At 39.8% G+C, this 15,331-nt stretch carries 13 protein-coding genes; 6 read left to right on the plus strand and 7 right to left on the minus strand.

Features of this window, described 5'->3' with window-relative positions; translation table 11 throughout:
* Positions 1–46 precede the first annotated feature (46 nt).
* From UABAM_RS01765 to UABAM_RS01785, 5 genes are read right to left on the minus strand one after another with little or no spacing between them, the layout of a single operon-like run.
* Positions 47–1,837 carry a potassium channel family protein gene (locus UABAM_RS01765; RefSeq protein ID WP_151966273.1) on the minus strand — a complete coding sequence of 597 codons (1,791 nt, stop codon included), beginning with the start codon at positions 1,835–1,837 and terminating at the stop codon, positions 47–49.
* Positions 1,838–1,858: 21 nt separating this feature from the next.
* The gene (locus UABAM_RS01770; protein ID WP_173013078.1) at positions 1,859–3,055 is read right to left on the minus strand and encodes an exonuclease/endonuclease/phosphatase family protein; all 1,197 of its coding nucleotides are present in this window, start codon (positions 3,053–3,055) and stop codon (positions 1,859–1,861) included.
* 2 nt (positions 3,056–3,057) lie between these two features.
* Positions 3,058–3,831, minus strand: a complete 774-nt coding sequence (locus UABAM_RS01775; protein ID WP_151966275.1) for an ABC transporter permease — start codon at positions 3,829–3,831, stop codon at positions 3,058–3,060.
* Positions 3,828–4,736, minus strand: coding sequence for an ABC transporter ATP-binding protein (locus UABAM_RS01780; RefSeq protein WP_151966276.1), 909 nt, complete (start codon positions 4,734–4,736; stop codon positions 3,828–3,830). The genes UABAM_RS01775 and UABAM_RS01780 overlap by 4 nt, the downstream gene beginning before the upstream one ends.
* Positions 4,736–5,629, minus strand: a complete 894-nt coding sequence (locus UABAM_RS01785) for a hypothetical protein (protein ID WP_151966277.1) — start codon at positions 5,627–5,629, stop codon at positions 4,736–4,738. The genes UABAM_RS01780 and UABAM_RS01785 overlap by 1 nt, the downstream gene beginning before the upstream one ends.
* Positions 5,630–5,832: 203 nt before the next feature.
* Between UABAM_RS01785 and UABAM_RS01790 the strand changes: the two genes are divergently transcribed.
* From UABAM_RS01790 to hemA, 3 genes are read left to right on the plus strand one after another with little or no spacing between them, the layout of a single operon-like run.
* A complete protein-coding gene (locus UABAM_RS01790) occupies positions 5,833–6,393 on the plus strand; it encodes a DUF1294 domain-containing protein (protein ID WP_151966278.1) in 561 nt (186 codons plus the stop codon).
* A 9-nt stretch (positions 6,394–6,402) separates the two neighbouring features.
* Entirely contained in the window at positions 6,403–7,227 is an 825-nt protein-coding gene (ccsA, locus tag UABAM_RS01795; protein WP_151966279.1) for a cytochrome c biogenesis protein CcsA, read from the plus strand.
* Complete coding sequence (gene hemA / locus UABAM_RS01800) at positions 7,227–8,495, plus strand: glutamyl-tRNA reductase (protein WP_151966280.1); 1,269 nt, start codon at positions 7,227–7,229, stop codon at positions 8,493–8,495. Before ccsA ends, hemA begins: the two co-directional genes overlap by 1 nt.
* Before the next feature lie 11 nt (positions 8,496–8,506).
* Here hemA and UABAM_RS01805 read toward each other — a convergent pair whose 3' ends face one another.
* A complete protein-coding gene (locus UABAM_RS01805) occupies positions 8,507–9,577 on the minus strand; it encodes a C45 family autoproteolytic acyltransferase/hydolase (protein ID WP_151966281.1) in 1,071 nt (356 codons plus the stop codon).
* A gap of 251 nt (positions 9,578–9,828) precedes the next feature.
* Between UABAM_RS01805 and UABAM_RS01810 the strand changes: the two genes are divergently transcribed.
* From UABAM_RS01810 to UABAM_RS01820, 3 genes are all read left to right on the plus strand, one after another.
* Positions 9,829–11,673: an MASE1 domain-containing protein gene (locus UABAM_RS01810; RefSeq protein WP_151966282.1), complete on the plus strand. Its 1,845-nt coding sequence runs from the start codon at positions 9,829–9,831 to the stop codon at positions 11,671–11,673.
* 2 nt (positions 11,674–11,675) lie between these two features.
* A complete protein-coding gene (locus UABAM_RS01815; protein ID WP_151966283.1) occupies positions 11,676–13,208 on the plus strand; it encodes a hybrid sensor histidine kinase/response regulator in 1,533 nt (510 codons plus the stop codon).
* Positions 13,209–13,315: 107 nt separating this feature from the next.
* Entirely contained in the window at positions 13,316–14,164 is an 849-nt protein-coding gene (locus tag UABAM_RS01820; protein ID WP_151966284.1) for a hypothetical protein, read from the plus strand.
* A gap of 78 nt (positions 14,165–14,242) precedes the next feature.
* Here UABAM_RS01820 and UABAM_RS01825 read toward each other — a convergent pair whose 3' ends face one another.
* On the minus strand, positions 14,243–15,307 hold the full coding sequence (locus UABAM_RS01825) for a threonine aldolase family protein (protein WP_151966285.1): 1,065 nt from the start codon (positions 15,305–15,307) through the stop codon (positions 14,243–14,245).
* Positions 15,308–15,331: the final 24 nt, after the last annotated feature.

Here is a 15,331-nt window from a genome sequence, read left to right on the forward strand (position 1 = left end):
ACTCCGATGGTAGTTTTGTAGTTCCAGAGAACCCGCACTAATAAAATTAGCGAATGATTTTGCGTGTGTAAGTACCGACAAACAAGGTCATGATAAACAAACCTAAAAAAGCTTCTGTACTCACGACATAAGGCATGATCGTATCCAGTCGCGGCTGTATGTCTCCAAATCCCATTGTGGTAAATGTTGCGAAACTAAAATACACTGCTTGGGCAAAACCAAATGGCATGGAAGGTGGCTTCACCAATGTATCGGGGAAAGAGCTATAAATGGCACCGAAAAATAAAATAAAACTAATCGCCACTATGGTGATATTTAGTGGACGCGTACCGTAGCCTGTGGCGCGATCAATCAGAATTCTTTCGAATAGAGAAAGTGGCAACTTACTCAAATAAAATAATTTGCGTACAAAAGAAGCTTCAGAAAACTGTTGCAAATTTTTCTTTGTGCGATATTTGCGTTTTGCTTGGCGGAATTTAAAATACGCCCAATCTTCCTCGTCGTGTAAACCGCGTTGAAAAAAACTTTCTTTTAAAAGAAGATATTCTTCGGCGCACTTATCGTACGATGGCTGCTGTGGATCTTCGTGAATGAGTTTACGTCGCATTTGTTCTTTTTCGATGACGATTAAATCGACGGCGGCTTTGTAAAATGACAATTGTTCTAAAGTGGCATCGCTTAGGTCTAAACGTCTATTGATATTTGCATAGTTGAAAGTAATGGTTTTTAGCTGGGCATTTACTGCGGAAAACTCTTGATTACAATATACACTGTCAAAGCAAATGTAATCTTTTACCGTAATACCTATAAAATTTGCTTGTTCACCGAAAAAACAGCTGGCAAAGTGGCTTTGTTTGTCAAAGAGTACTTGTTCGAAAATCGCGCGCTTGTGGAAACGTACATTGGTGAAATCGCTATGGTCATGAAATTGCGCGGCTCGGATTTCATCGTTGTTGTCTAAACTACGTCGTGTGTGTGAGTCTAAATTGAAAAGTACCTCTCCGTGAAATTGCGCGTTTAAGAAGGTAACCTGTGCAAAAGAACACCCATAAAAAAAAGCGGCGTTCATAAACTGTACGTAGGAAAAATTTGTTCTTTGGTGAAATTGGGCATTCTCAAAAATGCTTTTGCCACGCAATTCACTGTCTTGGAAATCCACTTCACCGTGAAAATCTGCGTCTTTAAAATTTAACTCACCATCTATTGTCGATTTGCGGCAAGCAAAAAAACAATCGCATTTGATGTGGGAAAAATTTATGTTGAGTTGTGTTGTTATGTAATTGAAAGAAGCATCTTGACCTTTGAAATGCGCGTGCTCGAATTGAACACTATCGCGAAAGTCGCATTTATCAAAATGTGCTTCTATGGTAAATGAGGCGTGGTTGAAAGATACCTTGTGTTTAAATTGTGATCCCCAAAAATACGCTTGCTCTTGAAACTGCGCCTTATCGAAAACAGCGTCTTCGTAGAATACACAATCTTGACATGACATCAATGTTTTGAATTCGCAGTGGCCAAAGATCGCACGATCTTTAAATTTGCAGTTTTTGAAAATCACAGCACTGTGAAATTTTGCGGGGTTTACATCGCGTTCGCGAATGTCGCGTCCCGCGTTCAGTACATTTTCTACCGTTACATTTTCCAGGCTTAACTTGTGCTGTACTTCACAGCCTGTCAATATGATTTGACCAATAATACTGTTTTTGATATCAATGTCTGCGGCGACTTGGTGTTCTCGTAAATCAAAAACAGCGATGTGACAATTTTCTATCGTTTCGCCATTTGCTACTTTTTTTAATAGCTGTGGCATTTCAAGCGGAGTTAATTTTGTGTCCATAACAACCTCTATTTATATAGATTAGCGACTATCTCGAGTCGCATAAAATTTTCCCCAGACAGGAAGGTGATCTGAGATGACGCGCGCCGATGTGGTGTCGACCTTTCCATCACGTTGGAAGTGCAATTTGTCATACTCATAGACTTCCTTCGTCTGTGCCCAATCCTCTTCGCTATTTCCCATCCAAATCATATTGTCGTTAACTCTTTGACCATATGTCATCGTTTTCGTGGCGATTTCTTGTTTTCCGCGTAAGGTAATTGGGTGAACAACTATTTTCTTTTTGCGAATTTGCGCCCATAGTTCTCCATCAATACCCCGTCTATTGGGATCACAGTTAAAATCTCCGGCAACGATAATGTCTTCTATTGCGAATTTTTTATTGAGAAAACGGAAAATTTTTGGGACGTTTTTAAAATCATTGCGTCGTGGAATATCTTTGTCTCCAGAAGCTTTGGGGGCAAGGTGTACGGACACTAAACAAAAGTCAAAGATATTTTTTTTCGTTTGTGGACTTTTAAACTTGTTGTCGCGTAGTTCAAATAGTGCGTAGTGTGGAGGTCTTTGCATTTCTAAGTCACGCAACATACCTTGGGTTTTCAGTCTTACATAACGATTGTCGTAGACAATGGGTAGAAATTCTGCGGTATTGCTACTCACACCCATTTTTTCGGGATATGTTAAACGGTATGCTTCTTCACCAACACGCATATTTAACACTTCGACAACGCGCTCAACTGACTCGAGGTTATCTCCTTCTACTTCCTGAATGGCAATGACATCAAACTTTGCGGAGTATATGATATCCGCCACAACTTCAGGTATCGTGTATTCTTTGTTTTTGTAGGGAACAATTTTATTGGTCTTACTTTCGCCAAAATTTTGAATGTTCCACGAAGCAATGCGTACGCTATTGCGTTTTTGGGCATCGAGTTTGACCAAATTTTCTTGAATTTTTTTTAATATTCCGGTACGTAGAACAATGGCTTTGTCTAAGTTTTCCTGCGCACGCTGTAAGAATTTCATCGCTTGTTTACGGTGTTGTTGTGCAACAGCCGCTTTACGAGGACGTTTTTCTAGAACACGTGCCATCGCGATGTGGTTTTCTGCCATTCGCGTGTAGTTTGCGGCGGCATTCTCTAGCAGTTCTGCTTCTTTTATATTTGTATCACAAATCACAGGTAGTAAAAAAACAATGGTAAAAATTAGATATCTCATACTTAACTCTTCAGACCAACCCCACGGGTAATAAAAATTAAATTGATAACAAAAAATATCACAATAAAAACAACTAACATCGTCAAAGCAAACCATACTTCAATATCTGAAACCCCGAGAAATCCGTAACGAAAGCCATTTACCATATATAAAACGGGGTTAAATAGAGACACCTTTTGCCAAAAATTAGGTAGGAGTTCTATGGAGTAAAAAACACCACCAAGGTAAATGAGAGGAGTTAACACAAAAGTGGGGATAATGTTTATATCGTCGAACTTTTGTGCAAAAATGGCGTTGGTTAAACCTATCAATGAAAATAAAAATGCAGTGAGTATCACAAAGACCACAGTTGTTAGGGGATGAAAAATTGTCAGCGGCTCAAAAATCAGCGATGTTGCGGTAACGAGAAATGCAATGAGTAGTCCACGCAACATACCGCCGCAGCAATAACCGAGAATAATGACATACGAAGGGGTGGGGGAAACCAGCAATTCTTCTACCGATTTTTGAAATTTCGTTCCAAAGAAAGAGGAAACCACATTGCCATAGGTGTTTTGAATTACGGCCATCATGATAAAACCGGGCACGACAAATTGCATGTAACTAAAACCTTTAATGGGTTTAATTTGTGAGCCGATAAAAGCGCCAAAGATAATAAAATAAAGTGTGATGCTAATCACTGCGGGGAGCAAAGTTTGTGTCCAGATACGCATAAAACGGGCAATTTCTTTGCGCAGAATGGTGTAAAAGGCGATAAATTGTTCGTGGGCATTCATTTTTTTGTCAACCTGATAAATAATTCTTCTAAGCGATTGGCCTTGTTCCGCATACTCTTTATTTGAATATCTTGTTCGCTGAGTTTTGCAATTACGTTATTGAGATTTTGATCTTTGTGCAAATCCAAACGAATGGTATTGTTGTCGATTTTCTGTAAAGAATACCCTTCTACTTCTTGTAATTCATTGATTTCGTCGCGCGTGTCGATGATAAAGCTCTCGTGGTCTAACTGTGCGAGCAATTTTTTCATAGAGGTATTTTGAATGATTTCTCCATGATCAATAATGGCGATATTTTTACACAATTGTTCTGCCTCTTCTAGATAGTGGGTTGTCAAGATAATTGTCGTACCCTGGGTATTCAGTTGTGTTAAAAAATCCCACATCTCACGACGCGTTTCTACATCTACTCCGGCGGTGGGCTCATCAAGAATAAGAAGTTGTGGATTGTGTAATAAAGCACGTACGATCATTAGTTTGCGTTTCATCCCGCCTGAAAGTGTACGCGCAACAGAAGAGCGCTTTTCCCACAGCCCTAGCTTGTTTAGCAATTCTTCTGCGCGCGGCACTGCCACTTTACGAGGAATACCGTAGTAACCTGCTTGGTTTACCACTATTTGCATTACTTGTTCAAAGATGCTGAAGTTAAATTCTTGAGGAACTAGCCCTATGTGCTTTTTAGCGATGTTTTTTTGACGTTGTATGTCATAACCAAAAATTTCAACACTACCACTGCTTTTATTGACGAGACTGGATATAATACCTATGGTAGTCGATTTTCCTGCACCGTTAGGTCCAAGTAGGGCAAAAAAATCTCCTTGTTGCACACAAAAGCTAATCCCTTTCAATGCTTCGAGACTACCGTATGATTTTTTCAGTTGCGAAATATTGAGTGCGTTTGGCATTAGGAATCTCCGTCGCTCCAATCGCCGAAACCATCGTCTCCCCAAGCATCATCACTAGAGTCTTCATCGCTCGAATCTTCGGGATTTTCCTTTTTTTCTTCGTTTGTCTTTTCCGTGTCAGAGTCGGAACTTCCCTCTTCATTGTCCCAGTCTCCGAAACCGTCATCGCTGTTAGACTCTTCAGAGGTCTCTTCGTTAGATTCTGAAACTTCCTCTTCAGAAGTCGTTTCTTGTGGATCCTCTTCTAAAAATTTGTCGATTTCTTCACTGTCTTCCCATTCGCTAAAACTATCATCTCTTAGTGAGTCTTCTGTCTCATCGGTTTCTGGCGACTCTTCTAACGTGTCTTCTTCACCGTAGTCTTCGTCGTCTTCATTGTAATCTTCGTCTTCGCTAGAATCTTCGTCTTCGCTAGAATCTTCGTCTTCCTCGTCGTCAGACCAGTCGTCTTCTTCCCAGTCGTCTTCTTCCCAGTCTAGGTCATCAAAATCAGCAGCAGTCCCTGGTTGTTGCGTTGCCTCGTCGTCGGTACTCTCTGAGTTTTCAGGTACGGCATCTTCTTCTTCGTTGGTGACGATGACTTCATCGCTTTGTTCGCGAGGATCTAAAACCTCTAGTTGTTCGCTTGTGTAATCACTTTGTGGATTATCGGGAAATTCAAAATACAAATCCTTGTCGTTCCACACCAGTAAAGTACGGTCTTTAGGGTTCGAGCATTGTCGCGCACGATAGTTTACGACATGACCGCATTTGGAGCATGTGGGAATCCATACTTTTTTGCGTTTTTCTCCCCCGACTCTTTGCACCCACTTGACGGAGGCTACAGAGTTACAGCTACAAGCTAAGAGGGTAATAAAAATGAGTATTTTACTCATGTGATTCTTTAAATTCATGGAGAACTCCTGTTTATGGAATTATAGTATTGCTGTTTATGTTTTTGCTCAAAACGACATGGAAATAAATATAGTAGTAAGGTCGTTCCCTAAATTTAACTACATATATGATGATATATCAACTATCTTGGCAAAAACTTACAAAAAATGCTACCATTTTTATGGTAGATAGGTTAGATTATGCCTATTTCTAGGAGTAGAATATGAACGGTGTAATTGTAAAGTTTGATGAGAAAAAAGGTTTTGGATTTATACGTACCGACGACCATGACGACGATATATTTGTGCATATCAAAAATGTCAAAGGCAACGAAGTTCTAGAACCAGGACAAAAAGTATCTTTTGGCATTAAATATGGAGAAAAAGGTGCGGAAGCCGTCAAGGTGAAGCCCGGAGGGAAACAAACGTCACCGTTCGTCTTTTTTTCCGTGAGCGGTTTGGCAATTGTGGCTGTTGTGATGTATATTTTACATAAGTATGTGAATATTCATTGGACAATCGCTTACTTTGTCGCAGTAAACATCAGTGTATTTCTATTGTATGGTTACGACAAACGTGTTGCCAAAGCACAAAAAGGCGGTATGAGAATCCCAGAGAACACCTTACACTTTTTTGCATTTATTGGTGGTACGCCTATGGCATTTGTAAGTCGGCGTTTTTTCCGTCATAAAACAGTCAAGGTGTCTTTTGTTGTCACTTTTTGGATTGTGTTCATTGTTCAAGTAATCATTATTTGGAAATTTTGGCCACTCATACATTCGTAAGGAATTTTTATGTTAAAACTGGTGATAACGCTAAACATTTTACTTCCGGTCATATACGGGATTTCGACAGTTTTATACGGCCGCTACTTTATATATAAAAAAACGCGTAACGCAAAGTTTGCATCCATTCTACTACTTTGCGGGGTATTATTGCATTTAGTTTTTCTCATCAGCAAGGGATGGCACCTCCAACGATTTCCTATTGAAAGTTCGTTTGAGTCTTTATCTATGTTAGCTTTTGATATCGCCATCATCTACTACGTAACCGAAAGACTAAAGCGCGAATATACTACGGGTGTTTTCTTCTTAACCATTGTGACTTTATGTCAAACAATATCTACTCTGTTATTTCGCGGTGAGAAAACGACAAATGAACTCTTGGCAAATCCTCTGTTTGGCGTGCATACTAGTTTTACGCTTCTCGGTTTATCGGCTTTGGCCATCGCGACTTTGTATGCTCTGATGTATTGTGTCCTGGCGCGGCAGATTCGCAATAGACAATTTGGTATCCTGTACGAAGGGCTTCCCGATTTAGAAACTTTAGATTCGATGAGACAAAACGCTACGATATGCGGTATTGTTCTTTTAGGATTGGGTATTATGTTGGGACATTTTTGGGCGTATAAATTATTCAACCATTTCGGGCTTGCCGATCCTAAAGTGTGGATCACCGACATTGCCTTATGTGCTTATGCCACAATCTGGTGGTCTACCAAAAAAAGTGGCGTACACGGTCTTCACACCAATATACTTTCCGTGTGGTTGTTTGTCATGCTATTTGTTTTAGTGGCGGTTCTTGAATTCTTTTTGAATACTTTTCATAGGTTTGTGTAATGGAAAACGAACAAATTGTCCTTGTCGGCTATGATCATAAAAATACTCCTGTTGAATTTCGCGATAAAATCTCACTTACTTCGGACAAGATAATTTCTTTTACCAAGGCCGTTGGCAAAAACAATGATAATGTAAGAGAAATTGCGGTGGTGTCAACTTGCAATCGCACAGAATTTTATCTTGTGGCAAGTAAACCTGAGGCGCTGATGTGCTGGTTGTCGTGGCAGTACCGCTATAATAAACAGTTTTCTTTTCCCTATCAAGCTCCTAAACCAAATATACTATATAACCAAAAAGCGGTAGAACACTTATTTGCGGTATCAAGTGGATTGGAGAGTCTCATTCTTGGAGAGGATCAGATACTCGGCCAAGTCAAAGAAAGTTATAACTTGTTACTGTCTAGTGGCTATAAGTTTCCGCTACTCAACAAACTTTTTGAGCAGGCTATAGTTGCTGGAAAAGCTGTGCGTACGCAAACTACACTGTGTCAGGGAGCTGTTTCTATTGGTTTAGCTGCTGTTGAGTTGGCACGTAAGATATTTCGTAGTTTTGAAAAACACCGTATATTGCTCATTGGTGCAGGAGAGACTTCAGAGCTTGTGGCAAAACATTTTGCCAGTCTTGGAGCCAAACAGTTTATCATCGCGAACCGTACACGTGAAAAGTCAGAGATTTTAGCAGAAAAATTTGGGGGGAAGGTCATTTCTCTGGACCAAATTCCCATGGCACTTAGCGAAGTAAATGTTGTGGTTACTGCGACAAATTCGCCAACTTATTTGGTGGGGTATGAAGAGACGAAAAAAATACTAAAATTGCGTAGTGGACCACTGCTCATGGTCGATATTAGTACACCACGCAATATTAATCCTGGAATAAAAGACCTGAGCCAGGATATATTTTTATACAATATTGATGATTTGAGAAATGTCATTACCAATAACATCGAGAAACGCAAAGGTCAAATTCCAGAAGCGCAGTCCATTATCGATTACTATGCCGACAACTACTTGAAATGGCGACGTTCACTCAATGTAACTCCTACAATTAAAGCGGTGATTCGTTATTTTGAAGATATTCGCGACAAAGAATTGGAAAAGTTTTCCAATAAGGTTTCTGCCGAAGAATATCAAAATTTAGAAAAGTTGGCCAATGGTATTATCAAAAAAATACAACATCAACCGGTAGTAGCGTTGCAAAAAATGGCACGAAAACAGCAACTCGACATATCAAAATTACATTTGATTTCTGAAATCTACAGCGAACGTTAGAATTGTTCTTACTACATTTTGATATGTCGCCACAAGCCCTTATCTGCCTGTCCACGACAGGCATAAAACTCTCCTGTTTGTGGAGAGAATATCGCACAAGCATCTGTACTATAAATTCCAAGCGTGTTATCTTGACGAATGCCGAGTTCCCCTCCTTCACAATCGCTAAAATAGTTTTTTAGGTCTGACACCGTAATCTCACTATTTGTTTGTAAAAGTTGTGTCAAACGCTGTTGACGAAATAGTGTGGATGCGTCGGGAGAGGTATTTTCATATTTTTTTATCTCGGCATTTAAAGCATGATTACAGTGTACGTAAAAACCTTGATGGTGCTCAGAGATCACGGTATGACGTACCGAAGATTCTACTCCATAACCAATTCCTTTGGTGTCACCGAGGTAGTGATAGTGCGCGCTTGCCTTTTGTGAATTTACAATGCTTTTTAACGCGCTATCTGCCGTTGTTGAATTCAAGGCACGTTGCACAATCGCAGAGCGCGGTACACCAGGAGCGGCATCCCAAGTGAGAAGATTGGTCGTACCCACAACAACACCTTCTACGTTGATTCCCATGGAATAACTACAGAAAAGCCCCAAGCTCCAATTTTCTATGCCGTGTTGTGGTTTGCGATGCATTAAACAAAAAAATGGCATATCAACAGTTAACCAGTCCCAAGTTTGCCCGAGTAGTATGTTGTTTGTTGCGGTACGGTCACCACAGACGATAACGCTAGAGCAGCCATAGCGATTCCATGTCCCACCAAATACCAAAACATCGATAATATCTGTCATGTGCGACAAGAACAAATATTCCAGAGAGATATTTGCGGCACGTGCGATACCATAAAATTCGTCGTAACTTTCCGGGCTGAAACTTTTCATGTGTGCGATGCATTCATAAATAGTTTCTGTCAATTGATGATCACTGTAATCGCGCCCGGCTTGGGCAAGGATTGTCTGTGTCCACTGGTAATGGCCTTCGCAAAGTGAAATAATTTCTTCGCGAAAACCCTCACCAATCGCTTCTCCCATTTCGCGATACGTACCACTGAGTTCTATCACAGGTAATTCGTATAAAGACATCGTTCCTCCATTCTAAATAAAATTGTTCATACAATGAAGACGACGTCGTTTGCAAAAATTATTCGTCCTCTTGTTGAGGTGTTTTCATAGTTTTCCTTATACTAAAGAGAGAAATCATTGTGATTATTCATGAAAACGTAAAAAAAACTTCAATGTTCACCATGTTTTGCCTTGGGTATAATTTGCTTTTATTTTGAAGTTTTTTTTGTAGAATAAAATAAACAAAAAAATCTTTTACAGTTGAAATATATATGATGAGCAAACATCAAAAAATACCGTTCTCCCTAGCTTTTATTAGTATTACAGTTGCATACTATCTTACAGCTAAATTTGGTCTATCGTTGGCATTTGTTCACAGTAGTGTCTCGTCTGTTTGGCCACCAACTGGATTCGCGATTGCGGCCTTGTATATTTTTGGTACTCGTATTTGGCCTGCGGTATTTCTGGGCGCTTTTACTATTAACCTTGAGACCTTCCTTACGGGAAACTATGCTCTGGGAACTTCTAGTATTGTGGCATTTTTCATCGCTTTGGGAAATACTTTCGAAGCCGTTGTGGCGATTCAAGGACTACGCCTATTCATCGGTAATTCTAATCCGCTTCACACTACGCGTGGTGTGAGATGTTTTTTTGTCATAGGGGCACTATTTGCACCGATGTTGAGCGCAACGATTGGTGTGACGAGCTTATGTATATTCGCGATCGCAGAATGGCGAATATTCTTTGAATTGTGGTTGACGTGGTTTCTCGGGGATGTGGGGGGAGCTGCGACAGTTGCGCCGCTTATGATTTGCCTGAGTGAAACGAAGTGGAAAAGTACGTTCATTCATACTACGAAAATCATTGAAATTATGGCGTTTTTTGTATGCCTTTTTTTCGTAGGCGGTGCTATTTTTTTGGGGCGGTTTCCCGTAGAATTTCAGCAGTATTTTTTAGCGTATTTATCCATTCCTCCTGTTTTATGGGGAGTATTTCGTTTTAAAGAAGTTGGGGCGGTTCTCTCGGTGATTGTCATCGTGTCATTCGCGGTGTGGGGCACGATAAATCACAATGGTCCTTTTAGTAAAGGATTTGTTCCTGAGTCTTTATTGCTTTTGGAAACATTCACTTTTATTATATCTCTAACAGCGTTACTTATTTCTGCGTTACGCAATACCGAACAAAATTTAATGCGTACCAATGAAGATTTGGAAAAATGTGTCCAGCAACGAACAGCGGAGCTCACGAAGACAAACGAGTTACTACAGCGACAAATTGAAGAACGCGATATTGCACAACAAGAATTATGGAAGTACAAAGAACTATTGGAAGAACGAATTCGAGAACGAACGCAAAACTTGGAGATCGCCAACAAAGAAATAAAAACTTTCGTATACATCGTTTCTCATGATTTACAGACGCCTCTTATTAATATAAAAGGTTTTGCAGGAGAACTGCGCTACTGCATTGATGATTTGCGCGAAATTATTCATACTGTAAAAAAACATTGCTCTGTAGAGCATCAAAAAAAATTGCAAAAAATTTTTAGTGAAGATATACCAGAATCCCTTGATTTTATTGAAACATCTGTTGTAAAGATCAATAATTTGACCCAAGCGGTACTTAAACTTTCTCGTTTAGGGCGAAAAGAGCTGTGTTTTGAGACAATAGATGTAAATACTGTGGTACAAAGTTCTCTGAAATCTCTTGCGTTTCAAATTGAACAAAAAAATGTACAGGTTATGATTGATTCTTTGCCATGTGTGGTTGTTGACGAAATTGCCATGCAACAAATTTTTGACAACATTTTAACCAATGCCATTATTTATTTAGATACAACACGCCAAGGAATTGTAAAAATTGGTAGTAAGAAAGAAAACAATCGTACACTTTTTTTTGTTGAAGACAACGGACGAGGAATTAGTGAAGAGGACCAAGGAAAAATATTCGACACTTTTCAACGTTGCGGTCCACAAGACGTTCCTGGAGAGGGAATGGGACTTGCATATGTTCGTTCTTTGGTACGTCGTCATGGGGGAGAAATATATTGTCGTTCGCAACTAGGGAAAGGTTCGACATTTTCTTTTTTCATTTCGCCCAACACAGATGAGGTTTAGAAATGACAAGTTTGAATAAGGCAAATGTTTTACTTGTAGAAGACGATGTGGGTTTAGCAAGATTAATTCAAAAGCAATTACAACGAATGAATTACATTGTGGAAATTGCTTTTGAGGGAACCAAAGCTCTCTCTATGGTGAGTGAAGGTAGTTACGATGTACTGTTGGTAGACCAGCATATTCCTGAAATAAGTGGACTAAAAATCGTAGAGAAAGTGGCGGCAAAACATCCCACGATTATGGTAACTGGTACAGGGAATGAAAAAATTGCGGTGGCGGCGTTAAAAGCAGGAGCGGTAGACTACATTGTAAAAGATAGTAGCAGTGCATTTGTTGATTTACTGGCAATGGTAATTGATCGAGCTGTGGAAAAGCGTCGCAATGCGGAACGACAACGACAATTAGAGTTACAAGTTCACCACGCTCAAAAACTAAAAGCGGTAGGGACTCTTGCTGCGGGTATTGCCCACGACTTTAACAACTTGTTAGTGCCTATTCTTGGTTTAACGCGTAATGTACACCAAAAACTTGATGCACAAAGTGAAGAAGCGCACAACCTCGAAACTGTATTGAAAAGTGCCGAGAAAGCCAAACAGCTCGTGAACCAGATGTTGCTTTTGAGTACAAAAACGCCTGCGAAGTGTGAACCATGTAGCGTAGAAAATATTGTGGGCGATATGTTAAAAGAGTTACGTCCGAAGATGGAAAAGTCTATTTCACTACAATGTTCTTTTCCAGAAAGTTTGCCCGATGTTTTCGTCGATGAACTGCAAATCCACCAGATGTTATTTGACCTATGCAATAACGCATATCAAGCACTTGAAGAAAGCGGCAAGTTGCACATTCATGCAGAAGACGTTGGTGAAAAAGATCTGGTGGACCACCAAGGCAAAACAATACATAACCATTTTTTACGTATAGCCATTGAAGACAATGGCTGTGGTATACCAACAAATATCTTTGAGCATATTTTCGAACCCTTTTACACCACCAAGCAGCCGCACGGTACAGGACTTGGATTACCTGTGGCCCTAAGTATTATAGAAAAGCACGAGGGGTGTATCGAAATTTGCAGTAAGGTGGGCTCTGGTACAACGGTTTTTGTGTATTTGCCTATTGCGGAACAACAACACAATACTTTGCCAAACACCCAAACCTCTTTGCCAAGTGCTACAAATCCCAATATATTGATTGTTGACGACAACGAAGTGGTTTTGACTACCTTGGAAATATTGTTGGTGGATTTAGGTTATACGGTAACAACAGCTAAAAATGGCGAAGAAGCTCTAAAGGCATTTCGCGAGAATCCTCAACTTTTTTGCCTTGTAATTACCGATTACACCATGCCACAAATGAAAGGAGACAAATTGGCACGCGAACTCAAAAAAATTCGCGTTGATGTGCCAATCCTTTTGTGCAGTGGTTACGCCATCGATCTGGATATTGAGGCTTGTGGCATCAGTGCTATTTTATCAAAACCTTTTAGTTTAGAAGAATTAGAGGAAAAAATATCTACAGCTGTGGATAAAAAATAAACTGTTATTTTGCCGTATATTTGATAAAATAATTGAAATTTGCAGCGTAAATATTCGCTGCAAAATGGCCCTAAATTACTTTTTTATCTAGTTTAATGGGGATGGTTGTGAGAAAATTATTTATTTTTATCATTGCTTTTCTTGTCTCTGCATCTGCAGATCAATTGTATACACAAAAGTCACAACGTGATTTTGAGTCACTACACAAATTACTGCAACAGAGAAATCACAATGTATGTGACTATCAAATTCTTGTAAAGCGTTTGGCAGAAAATGATCCACACGCAATTCGTTATGCTACGGCAAACAGCAAAGAAATATTGGGAGATAAAGTTGACCGCTATCGACTTCCCTTTACGACTATCAAAAATAGTATTTTTGCTAAGAACACCACCAGTGGTGAATTTATAAGTTATGTAGCGTATACAAAGAATGAAAGTGGTAGTGTAAAGTTTAGCGAACTAAGCAAAAGTGAATTTGTACAGCTGGTTGTCTGTGCTTATGAACAAATGCCACGAGATTTTATGTTGCAAGTAGGTGACACACTGTACCACCGTGATCAACTTATAGGTGCGATACAAAATAACAATGCTCTTGGTAAAAAGTTATTGCACATTGAAAAGAATTTTTTGCGTATGGCAGAAAATAACTTTTGGGAATTTGAGATAGATGGACATACCGACGCAGAAGGTAACTTGACAGTTGATAGCTTTTCTTTTGCGGCAGACAGTGAGTTGTTGGCGACAGTGCAATTGAGTTGGCGTGGTATCCATGAGTCGTTCACCAAAGCAGAGTTTACGGTCAATGGTAAACAAATTTACAATGGCGAGGCTTTAAACTTCGAAGCGTATCAAGTTGCTTACGATGTGAAGGCAAAAAACAATACTTGCCGTGTTACTGCGGTAGGTGGCCCTAAAAATGCGGCAGTTAAAGTTGTTTTGGCGGACTGTGGCTGAAGTGGCAGCAAAGAATAGATACTAAGTTTAGTATCCACTAAAATAAAAAGCTCCTGATGTTATCATCAGGAGCTTTTTTTATTGCACTAAGCGCATAAAAATATCGAAGATTTCTGTATTCTCTAACTGTAATGTCGCGTCACCGACAGAAAGTTCGAATTTATGATAATCGGGAATCGGGCTTGCTGCAAGTTTGTTGAACATCCATATTTTTGTTTTTTGGGCAATTTGTAATGCGCGATTTTCCAGTAATTCTTTGTCCCCTTCGATATACACATGCATCATATTGGTCATGGGTTCTTCCGGAGTAACATGTATTCCTGGTATTTCACGTAGGATGTGGGCAACTTCCGTGGCCTTTTGATGATAGTCTTCCATCATCGCCAAGCGTTTTGTAAAACAATGTTTCGCCGAAAGAATATATGGGTAGAGATGTACCAGATCTCCACCATGACGACGTTTCCATATTTTTGCTTCGGCAATGATGTTTGGTTCTCCCGCCAATACCGCTCCACAAATTCCACCGATGCCCTTGTAAAAAGATACATACACCGTATCAAAGACGGCGCATATCTCGTCATAATCTTTCTCGTAGAATGGTTTACATTCCCATAATCGCGCACCATCGAGATGTAAAGCAATGCCTTTATTTTTTGCCCACAGGCAAATATTTTGTAACTCTTGCCATGAAGGTAGTAAACCCCCGAGTTCGCGTTGCGGCAATTCGATGAGCAGTGTGGAAATGGGAATACTCAAATTGCGCAAGTCGCTAAACGCAAACAGACGGTTGGCTTCACCAACATATACACCATTTAATTGATGCAGATATTGATAGCCTTTGTGTTCGTGTAGCTCTAAGTGACTTTTGGGATGAAAAGCAAAGTTGTTGATGTTTTTGCGTTGTGCCCAAATGCGCAAAGCTATTTGTTGTGCCATGGTGCCACTGGGCATAAAGACAGCGGACTTCTTTCCTAATAAACGAGCAATATCTCTTTCGAAACTCTTTATGAGCTCACCGGTTCCATAAACGTCTGCCACTGTGTCCGGGTCCATTACGGTTGATATTTCTGTTAAGATTTGTTGTGGCGTTTGTCGGATATGTCCTGTTAAAAAACGCGTGCAATTTTTTAAAATGTCTCGCATAGCAAAATTCCGTTTCGCTGTATA

The sequence above is a fragment of the Candidatus Uabimicrobium amorphum genome (assembly GCF_009002475.1).
Lineage (GTDB): Bacteria > Planctomycetota > Uabimicrobiia > Uabimicrobiales > Uabimicrobiaceae > Uabimicrobium > Uabimicrobium amorphum.